Origin of the sequence: Streptomyces sp. NPDC007162, from assembly GCF_040634175.1 — a bacterium.
Lineage (GTDB): Bacteria > Actinomycetota > Actinomycetes > Streptomycetales > Streptomycetaceae > Streptomyces.
On the sequence record NZ_JBEYFC010000329.1, the window covers coordinates 1 to 10,253 of the forward strand.

Below are 10,253 nucleotides of genomic sequence, written 5' to 3' on the forward strand. Positions count from 1 at the left end.
GCCTGGTCACCGGCCGAGGCGGAGGGGTCGGCCGCGCCGGCCGACGGGTCCGCCGAGGCACCGGCGTCACCGGCACCGGCGGCGCCGCCGTCGCCGAGCGTCGCGCCGGTCGCCTGCAGGGCGGTGGTCACCGGCTGGAAGAAGGTCTCGCCGCCCGCGGTGCAGTCGCCGCTGCCGCCGGAGGTGAGGCCGACCGCGCCGCCGTCCTGCGTGAACAGCGAACCGCCGCTGTCACCGGCCTCGGCGCAGACGTTGGTCTGGATGAGGCCGTTGACGGTGTCGACGCCGTTCGGGTCGGTCTCGCTCTGGAAGTTGACGGTGGCGTCGAGGCCGGTGACCTGGCCGTCGTGCAGACCGGTGGTGGAACCCATCCGGAACACCGTCGTGCCGACGGTGGCGTCCTCGGCCTGCTTGATGGCGACGGTCTGCCCGTTGCCGATGTTGACCTCGCTCGGCGCCTGGGTGGTGGCGTCGTTGTACTTGACGAGCGAGAAGTCGCCGTTGCCGGGGAACTGTGCCTGGTCGACGGTGGCGACGGGCTGGCCGCCCTGGGTGTCCGACCAGTCCTTGGCCGCGACCCCGCAGTGACCGGCCGTCAGGAAGGCGGGACTGCCGTCGGAGGCGGTGACGTTGAAGCCGAGGGAGCAGCGGACCTCGCCGTTCTGCACCTGGGAGAAGATCGCGTCGCCGCCGGAGACGAAGGTCTTGAAGGAACCGGAGGTCTTCTTCAGCGTCGCCATGTTCGAGCCGAGGCTCTGGACGGTGGACTGCAGCTTGTCCCACTTGGTGCCGGTGACGGTGCTGTCGGCGGTCACCACGACCTTGTTGGTCTTCGGGTCGACGGCCCAGGCGGTGCCCGGGATGGTGGCCTTGGCCTTCAGGGTCTGGGCGGCGGTCTTGAGGGCCTTGCTGCTGTTGGCGACCTGCCGCACGATCGCGCCGGCCTTCTGCGCCTGCACGATGACGTTGTTGTCGCCGTTGACGACGTTGACGACGAGCTGCTGCTTGCCGCTGTCGTAGTAGGACCCGGCGAAGGCCTGGCCGAGCAGCTGCTGGAGCTGCGCGGCGAGATCCGAGGCGCCCGTCGCCTTCAGGGTCTTCGGAGCGGCCGCGGTGGCACCGGAGGCGTTGTCCTGGGACGCGTTGGCCATCGGGATCAGGAAGGCCGCAGCTCCGAGCGCCGCAACACCGCCCACCGCGATAGCGGCCTTGCGCTTCGGAATTCGCTTGTGACTCAAACTTCTCGACCTCCAAGGGACGGAGTGTCTGCCGTGAGGGGCAGTCGTTCGTGAGCGGCGCCTGGATGGCCATAGGTACGCGCGGGTCACGTGGTGCGTTCAATTCCGGTTCCCAACTTCTGCGTACCGCAGGTGAATCGGCCACGCGGCGGGTCGTGGCAGGGCTGCGCGCGGTGCGGCACGGGCCCGGGAACAATTCCCCCCATGGGGAGGACCACCACCGAGGCCGACAAGACCCTCGCGGTCGGCTTCGCCCCCTGGGCGCCCGATCCGTCGAGGCGGTGGGCGCATACCGGGCGATGCCGCGTCTGCCCTGGTCAAGGCGACTGTCCCGGGAGGGCGGCGGGCTCTCGGGGCAGCCGCTGACGGCGGCCGCGGACACGGGGGCGGTGATCGTGGTCCCGGCGGCCCCGGCGGGTTCGCGCCGATGACGACGGTGCGGCGGTCGACGTCGCACCGGCGCACGCCGAGCGGTTCGGATGTCCTGATCGCGGCAGTGCTCCACGAGCCGGACCCGCGGACGGCGTTCGCCGACATCACGATGAGCGACGAGAGGTCGGGCGTGCTCGCGGCTCGGGCGAGCACGGCTCCCGCACTCCTGGGCCGGAAGTCCGCACCTCGGGAACGACACGGTCAGCGATCGACCACTGACGTTCCGTCGTGGTCACGGGCCGGAATCCTTGCTTCAGGGAATCTGCACATCCACTGCCCAAGCAGGTCACCGGAGCCGACGGATCTGCACAATCACGCGCCCCCTGACGGGCACTTGGCCCGGAGTGCCGGATTCACCGCCGGATGGGCAAGCCGGGTGCCCGCGACGAAGTCGTGTGGCTTGTGAAGGAGTCGCCGACACTGCGTGCGCACGCCTGCACGGTTGAGCTCTTCTGGAACACAAGTGCCCAGGTGAGACACCTGGTTGATTGGAAGCGCGGACCGTGGGCGTGCTTTGATCCATCGCACCGCAGGTCCCCGAGGGGTTCCCGGAAACGGGCACCCGGCGCCCGCGGTCGCGGCCGTCCGTACTGTCCCCAGAGGGCCGTTGGGGGGCCGCTCTCCCCCTTGTGACATACCCATATGAAGGGAAGTTCCATCATGAACTCCACCCCCCAGGTTGAGACCGTCGAGATCTCCGACGCCGAGCTCGACAACGTCTCCGGCGGCCTGTCCGTGAACGCTCTCGGCACCGTCACCGGCCTGGTGGACGGCGTTGCCCCGGTTTCCGGCCTGGTCAACACGGTTGTCGGCACCGTCGAGGGTGTCACCGGCCTGAACACCCAGCCGGTCACCAACCTGGTCGCCGGTCTCTGATCGCACCTCGTCACCGCTGAGTCCCGGAGCCGGTTCCCGGCCCCGGGGCTCTCGGGCGTTCTGAAACACCCTCTTCATCAGCATCTCTCCCACAGGTGAGGGAAGTTCCGTGCAGTTCCGCCAACAGGCCCTCGCCAAGCTCCAGTCGCCGGAGGAGCTGGATCTCCCGGTGCGTTTCGCCCGGCCGCAGGGCTGGCTCACGCTGTCCGTCTCCGTCGTCGTGATGGCGGCGGCCTCGGTGTGGGCGGTGACCGGTTCGGTCGCCTCCACGGTGAGCGCGCAGGCCATCCTCACCCACGGTCAGGGCAGCTACATCCTGCAGAGCCCGGTCGCCGGGCAGGTCACGGCCGTCCTCGCGAGGCAGGGCGAACGGCTGCCGGCGAACTCCCCCGTCCTGAAGGTCCGCACCAGCCAGGGCGACTCGGTCGTCCGTACGGTCGCCGCGGGCCGGATCAGCGCGCTCGCCGCCACCATCGGGCAGATCATCCAGACCGGCGCGAACGTCGCCGCCGTCGAGAAGGTCGCCCACGCCACGGACCCGCTGTACGCGACGGTCTACGTCCCCGCCGAGAACGCCTCCGCCATCCCGGCCGACGCCCGGGTCGACCTGACCGTGTCGTCGGTGTCCACCCAGGAGTACGGAGTGCTGCGCGGCCATGTGAAGTCGGTGGACCGCGCCGCGCAGTCGGCCCAGTCGATCTCGGCGTTCCTCGGGGACAGCCAACTCGGCGAGCAGTTCACGAAGAAGGGCCGCCCGGTGGCCGTACTGGTGCGGCTGGACACGTCGAAGGCGACGAAGAGCGGCTACCGGTGGTCCTCGGCGGACGGGCCGCCGTTCAAGCTCGACTCCATGACCCTGGCCTCGGGTTCGATCCGGCTGGCCGACCAGCATCCCGTCGATTGGCTGCTCCCGTGACCACCGCCCAGGAGACCCGGAGCCGCCGGCGTGCCGCCCCGCCCAAGCGGCCGGTGCCCAAGGGCCGCGGCCGGGCGGTCCGTACCCCGACCGTGCTCCAGATGGAGGCCGTCGAGTGCGGCGCCGCCTCCCTGTCCATGGTCCTCGCCCACCACGGCCGCCATGTCCCGCTGGAGGAGCTGCGCATCGCCTGCGGGGTCTCCCGCGACGGCTCCCGCGCCAGCAACCTGCTGAAGGCGGCCCGTAGTTACGGTTTCACCGCCAAGGGCATGCAGATGGACCTGGCGGCCCTCGCCGACGTGCAGGGGCCGGCGATCCTGTTCTGGGAGTTCAACCACTACGTCGTCTACGACGGCATGGGCCGCCGCTTCGGCCGCCGGGGCGTCTACATCAACGACCCGGCCAAGGGCCGCCGGTTCGTCCCCATGGAGGAGTTCGACGGCAGCTTCACCGGTGTCGTGCTGGTCCTGGAACCCGGTGACGGCTTCGAGAAGGGCGGCCGGCGGCCGGGCGTGCTCGGCGCGCTGCCGGCCCGGCTGCGCGGCACCGCGGGCACCATGCCCGCGGCGGTGCTGGCCAGCCTGCTGCTGGTGGTCGTGGGCGCGGCGGTACCCGCACTCAGCCGGCAGTACATCGACCTGTTCCTGATCGGCGGCCAGACCTCGCTGCTCACCGTGCTGTTCGCGGCGATGGGCACCTGTGTGCTGCTCACCCTGGTGCTGACCTGGCTGCAGCAGGCGAACCTGCTGCACGGCCGGATCGTCTCCTCCACCCTCTCCAGCGCCCGCTTCCTGCGCCACCTGCTGCGGCTGCCGGTCACCTTCTTCTCCCAGCGCAGCCCGGCCGACCTGGTCCAGCGCCTGCAGTCCAACGACCAGGTCGCCGAGACCCTGGCCCGTGACCTCGCGGCGGCCGGTGTGGACGCGGTGGTGGTCGTCCTCTACGCGGTGCTCCTCTACACCTACGACGCGCAGCTCACCTTCCTCGGGATCGGGGTGGCGCTGCTGAACATCGTGGCGATGCGGCTCGTCGTACGGCTGCGGGCGACCCGGACCGCCAAGCTGCGCGCGGACACCGCCCGGCTCACCAACACCTCCTACACCGGTCTCCAGCTGATCGAGACGATGAAGGCGACCGGTGGCGAGGACGGCTACTTCCGCAAGTGGGCCGGGCAGCACGCGAGCACCCTGGAGGAGCAGCAGCGCCTCGGGGTGCCGAGCGCCTGGCTCGGCGTGGTGGCACCGACGCTGGCCACCGTCAACAGCGCGCTGATCCTGTGGATCGGCGGGATGCGGGCGGTCGAGGGCGGTATCTCGGTCGGTCTCCTGGTCGCCTTCCAGTCCCTGGTCACCCGCTTCACCGCCCCGCTGACCCGGCTGAACGGCGTCGCGGGCCGCATCCAGGACTTCGCGGCCGACGTGGCCCGGCTGAAGGACGTGGAGAACTTCCAGGCCGACCCCATCTACGCGCGCCCCGGCGCCGGTGAGTCCACCCGGCGGCTGCAGGGCCATGTCGAGCTGGAGAACATCACCTTCGGCTACAGCCCGCTGGACAAGCCCCTGCTCACCGGCTTCGACCTGACGGTGGGGCCGGGCCGGCAGGTGGCCCTGGTGGGCGGCTCGGGCAGCGGCAAGTCGACGGTCTCGCGGCTCATCTCGGGCCTGTACGCGCCCTGGGAGGGCGTGATCCGCATCGACGGGCAGCGGCTGGAGGACATCCCGCGCGGTGCGCTCGCCGCCTCGGTGTCCTTCGTCGACCAGGACGTCTTCCTCTTCGAGGGTTCGGTGCGCGACAACGTGGCGCTGTGGGACCCGTCCGTCCCGGACGAGGCCGTGGTGGAGGCGCTGCGGGACGCCGCCCTGTACGACGTGGTGACCCGGCGGCCCGGGGGCATCCACAGCAGGGTCGAGCAGGACGGCCGGAACTTCTCCGGCGGGCAGCGGCAGCGCCTGGAGATCGCCCGGGCGCTGGTGCGCCGGCCGAGCATCCTGGTCCTCGACGAGGTGACCAGCGCGCTGGACGCCGAGACCGAGCTGATCGTGATGGACAACCTGCGGCGGCGCGGCTGCGCCTGTGTGGTGATCGCGCACCGGCTGAGCACGGTCCGCGACAGCGACGAGATCGTGGTGCTCCAGCACGGCACGATCGTGGAGCGCGGCCGGCACGACGAGTTGGTGGCACACGGCGGGGCGTACGCCGCGCTGGTCAGGGAGCGATGAGATGACCACTGTGGACGGCGGCGACCTGGTTCTCGGCGCGCTCGGCTCCCTGGGCGCCCGGATCGACTGCACCGGCTTCAACCGGCTGGACCTCGAAGGCCCGCAGACGCTGTGGCTGGTGGCGTCCGGCGCCCTGGACCTGTTCGCGGTGGACGCCGAACAGCAGGGCCACTGGCACCACCTGGGACGGCTGGAGGCCGGCGCGTTGCTGCTCGGTCCGGTCGCGGGACCGCAACACACCCTGGTGGCCCGCCCGTTGCGCGACTGCGTGGTGCACCGCATCGGGCTGCGCGAGCTCTACCAGCCCGCGAGCACGCAGACCTGGTCCTACGACGAGTACGGCAACCCCCAGTACGTGCCGCCGACCACCAGCCCCCTGGAGTACGCCCTCGCGCTCGGTGTGGGCCGGGGTCTGTCGATCCTCTTCCAGGCCCCGATGACCGCGAGCGAGCGGGCGGCGGCCCCCACCGACGACGACGTCTTCTGGATGCAGGTGCCGCCCGGCAGCGTGCAGTACGGCTCGCTGTACGGCGCGGAGGCGGCCGCCGACCTGCTGATGGACCCGGCCGTGTGGCAGAGCATGGTCGACCAGCAGTACCGGCTGCTCACCACCCTCGACCGCTGGATCGAGCAGCTGGAGCGCACCCACGAGACCCGTGCGGCTGCCGGGATCAAGGCCGGTGAGGCGGTGCGCGCCCAGGCCGACCGGACCCTGCTGGCCTCCATCGGCAAGGGGGCCAAGCGCACCACGGCCGCCGACGCCGACGCCTCCTACGCGGCCTGCAGGCTGGTCGCCGAGGCGGCCGGCATCACTCTCGCGGAGCCCGCGCAGTCCGGCACCGAGAGCGACCGGATCGACCCGGTCGAGCGGGTGGCGCTGGCCTCCCGGGTACGGACCCGGGCGGTACGGCTCGACGGCGGCTGGTGGCGGGACAACGTGGGTCCGCTGGTCGGGCACCGGGCGCTGTCCGGGGCGCCGGTCGCGCTGCTGTGGCGGCGCGGCGGCTATGTGGCCGTCCATCCGGCGACCGGCCGGGAGACTCCGGTGGAGAAGGCGAACGCGGAGGAGTTCGAGCCGCGCGCGGTGATGTTCTACCGCCCGTTGCCGGACAGGGCGCTCGGCCCGCTCGGCCTGCTCCGCTTCTGTCTGCGCGGCACCCGGGGCGACCTGGGCAACCTGCTGCTGGCCGGGCTGGTGACGGTGGCGATCGGTTCGCTGGTGCCGATCGCCACCGGCAGGGTGCTCGGCGAGTACGTGCCGACGGCGCAGACGGACCTGATCGCGCAGGTCTGTCTGGCGGTGATGGTCAGCGCCGTGGTGTCGGCCGCGTTCACGCTCCTGCAGAATTTGACGATCCTCCGCCTGGAGGGCCGCATCGAGGCGACCCTCCAGCCAGCCGTCTGGGACCGGCTGCTGCGGCTGCCGACGAAGTTCTTCACACAGCGCTCGACCGGTGAGCTGGCGAGCGCCGCCATGGGCGTCAGCGCGATGCGCCGGCTGCTGGCGGGCGTCGGCCCGGTGGTCGCCCAGTCGGTGACCGTCGGGGCGATGAACCTGGGCCTGCTGTTCTGGTACAGCGTGCCGATGGCCCTGGCGGCCCTGGGCATGCTGGTCGTCATCGCCGGTCTGTTCCTGGGCCTCGGCCTGTGGCAGGTCCGCTGGCAGCGCCGTCTGGTGGTGCTCGGCAACAAGCTCAACAACCAGGCGTTCCAGACCCTGCGCGGGCTGCCGAAACTGCGGGTGGCGGCGGCCGAGAACTACGCCTACGCGGCCTGGGCCGGCGAGTTCGCGCGGAGCCGGGAACTCCAGCAGAAGGTGGGCCGGATCAAGAACCTCACCAGCGTGCTCGGGTCGGTCTACCTGCCGGTCTGCACCCTGCTGATGTTCATGCTGCTCGCGGGCCCGGCGAAGGGCGTGATGGACGCGGCGGCCTTCCTCACCTTCAACACGTCGGTGACGATGCTGCTTACCTCGGTCACCCAGCTGACCGGCTCCTTCGTGTCGGCGGTCGCCGCGCTGCCGCTGTTCGAGGAGATCAAGCCGGTCCTGGAGGCGGCGCCGGAGGTGCGCACCGCCAGCACCCGCCCCGGTCCGCTGTCCGGCGCCGTCGAGGCCCGCCGGCTGTCCTTCCGGTACGCGGACGACGGTCCCCTGGTCCTCGACGACGTCTCCTTCGACATCCGTCCGGGCGAGTTCGTGGCGGTCGTCGGCCCCAGCGGCTGCGGCAAGTCGACCCTGCTGCGCCTGCTGATCGGCTTCGACAAGCCGGTGTCGGGCAGCGTCCTGTACGACGGTCAGGACCTGGGCGCCCTCGACCAGTCCGCCGTGCGCCGGCAGTGCGGGGTGGTGCTCCAGCACGCGCAGCCGTTCACCGGCTCGATCCTGGACGTCATCTGCGGCACCGAGCCCTACACCCCCGAGGAGGCCATGGCGGCGGCCGAGATGGCGGGCCTCGCGGAGGACATCAAGCGGATGCCGATGGGACTGCACACGATCGTCGCCGGGAGCGGGGCGATCTCGGGCGGCCAGCGGCAGCGGCTGATGATCGCCCAGGCGCTGATCCGGCGGCCCCGTATCCTCTTCTTCGACGAGGCGACGAGCGCCCTCGACAACGACACCCAGCGCACGGTCATCGAGAGCACCCGCAAGCTGAACGCCACCCGGATCGTGATCGCCCACCGGCTGTCGACGGTGATGGACGCCGACCGGGTGATCGTGATGGAGGACGGCAAGGTCGCCCAGCAGGGCCCGCCGGCGCAGTTGCTCGCCGACACCGGCGGACGGCTGCACGAACTGGTGCGACGACAGCTGGCCTGACCGGTCGGCACTGCTTCCCGGTTCCCCGCCGTTGCGGGGAACCGCACCCAGCCATGCCAACGAAACGTTGCCGTTTCGCTGGAAGTGGTCTAGGCTCGATGTGTACGAAACAGTTTCGTTCGCGCGCTGATGAAGCCGCTGTAACCGAAACGCCTTCTGATATCCCTCGAACGACTTCCCTGGAGTGGTTCTCTCATGTCCGAGAAGACTCTGACCGACGGTGCCCGCACGGGCGCCGCGGAGGCACCGCCGGCGGCCTCCTCGAAGCGGTGGTGGATCCTCGCGGTCATCGCCATCGCCCAGCTGATGGTGGTGCTCGACGCCACGATCGTGAACATCGCCCTGCCGTCCGCCCAGGCCGACCTCGGATTCTCCGACGGCAACCGGCAGTGGATCGTCACCGCGTACGCCCTCAGTTTCGCCTCGCTGCTGCTGCTCGGCGGCCGGATCGCCGACCTGTTCGGCCGCAAGACCGCCTTTCTCATAGGAGTCGTCGGCTTCGCCGCCGTGTCCGCGCTGGGCGGTGCCGCCAACGGCTTCGGGATGCTGGTGACCGCGCGCGCCCTGCAGGGTGCCTTCGGCGCGCTGCTCGCCCCGACCGCGCTCTCGCTGCTCAACACCACGTTCACCGACGCCCGTGAGCGGGCCAGGGCGTTCAGCGTCTACGGTGCCATCGCCGGTGCGGGCGGTGCGGTCGGCCTGCTGCTCGGCGGTGTCCTCACCGACACGTTCGACTGGCGCTCGACCCTGTACGTGAACGTCGCGATCGCCGTCGTCGCGTTCGCGGGCGGCATGGCCCTGCTGCACAACCACCGGGACGCCGGGAACTCCAAGCTGGACGTACTGGGCACGGTCCTGGTCGCGGCCGGTCTGTTCTCGCTGGTCTACGGCTTCTCCAACGCCGAGACGCACGACTGGGGCTCGCCGCTGACCTGGGGCTTCCTGATCGCGGGTGTGGTGCTCCTGGCGACCTTCGCCTGGTGGCAGACCAAGGCCGCGCACCCGCTGCTGCCGCTGGGCATCCTGATGGACCGCAACCGGGCGGCCTCGCTCCTCACGGTGCTGATCTCCGCCGGCGGCATGTTCGGCGTGTTCCTCTTCCTCACCTACTACCTGCAGCTGAACCTCGGCTTCAGCCCGACGAAGACCGGCGTGGCGTTCCTGCCGATGATCGGTGGTCTGATGGTGACGGCGCAGGTCGGCACCCAGACCCTGGTACCGCGGCTCGGCCCGAAGGTCGTGATCCCGCTGGGCTTCGCGGTCTCCGCGGCCGGCATGGCCTGGCTGACCGGGATCGGCGTCGGTTCCAGCTACGTCAGCGCGGTGCTCCCGCAGCTGATCATCACCGGCCTCGGCCTCGGCCTGGTCATGCCGGCAGCCATGCAGCTGGGTACCGGCGGAGTGACCGCCGACGAGGCGGGTGTCGCCTCCGCGACGGTCAACGCCATGCAGCAGGTGGGCGGTTCGATCGGTACGGCGCTGCTCAACACGCTCGCGGCGAGCGCGGCGACCAGCTACCTGGCCGGGCGGGACGCGACCAGCAAGCTGGTGCAGGCCCAGGCGACGATCGAGAGCTACACCACGGCGTTCTGGTGGTCGGCCGGGATGTTCGCGGCAGGTGCGGTGATCGCCTTCCTGCTCTTCCGGCCCGGCACGCCGGTCCAGGACCCGGACGCGGCGCCGGTCGTCCACATGTGACGCACGCAGGAGCCGCGAGGACCGAGGGGCCGCCGTCAGCAGGGAGACGGCGGCCC

General features: G+C 70.9%; 6 protein-coding genes and 1 pseudogene. 6 read left to right on the forward strand and 1 reads right to left on the reverse strand.

Going from position 1 to position 10,253, the window contains the following annotated elements; genetic code table 11:
- Positions 1-1,238, reverse strand: a 1,238-nt coding sequence (locus ABZ646_RS30635) for a S1 family peptidase (protein WP_360525865.1), incomplete at its 3' end; no start/stop codon positions are given.
- A 204-nt stretch (positions 1,239-1,442) separates the two neighbouring features.
- Between ABZ646_RS30635 and ABZ646_RS30640 the strand changes: the two are divergent.
- The 6 genes and pseudogenes from ABZ646_RS30640 to ABZ646_RS30665 all read left to right on the forward strand — a co-directional run.
- Positions 1,443-1,842, forward strand: a pseudogene (locus tag ABZ646_RS30640) (thioesterase); the annotation flags it as partial.
- A gap of 488 nt (positions 1,843-2,330) precedes the next feature.
- On the forward strand, positions 2,331-2,546 hold the full coding sequence (locus tag ABZ646_RS30645) for a type A2 lantipeptide (RefSeq protein ID WP_132894275.1): 216 nt from the start codon (positions 2,331-2,333) through the stop codon (positions 2,544-2,546).
- A 109-nt stretch (positions 2,547-2,655) separates the two neighbouring features.
- Positions 2,656-3,462 (forward strand): HlyD family efflux transporter periplasmic adaptor subunit, encoded by an 807-nt coding sequence (locus ABZ646_RS30650; RefSeq protein WP_360525869.1) that lies wholly within the window; start codon positions 2,656-2,658, stop codon positions 3,460-3,462.
- A complete protein-coding gene (locus tag ABZ646_RS30655) occupies positions 3,459-5,681 on the forward strand; it encodes an NHLP family bacteriocin export ABC transporter peptidase/permease/ATPase subunit (protein ID WP_360525872.1) in 2,223 nt (740 codons plus the stop codon). The genes ABZ646_RS30650 and ABZ646_RS30655 overlap by 4 nt, the downstream gene beginning before the upstream one ends.
- A gap of 1 nt (position 5,682) precedes the next feature.
- Positions 5,683-8,499: an NHLP bacteriocin export ABC transporter permease/ATPase subunit gene (locus ABZ646_RS30660; protein WP_360525875.1), complete on the forward strand. Its 2,817-nt coding sequence runs from the start codon at positions 5,683-5,685 to the stop codon at positions 8,497-8,499.
- A gap of 195 nt (positions 8,500-8,694) precedes the next feature.
- Entirely contained in the window at positions 8,695-10,197 is a 1,503-nt protein-coding gene (locus tag ABZ646_RS30665; RefSeq protein WP_360525878.1) for an MFS transporter, read from the forward strand.
- The last annotated feature ends 56 nt before the right edge of the window (positions 10,198-10,253 follow it).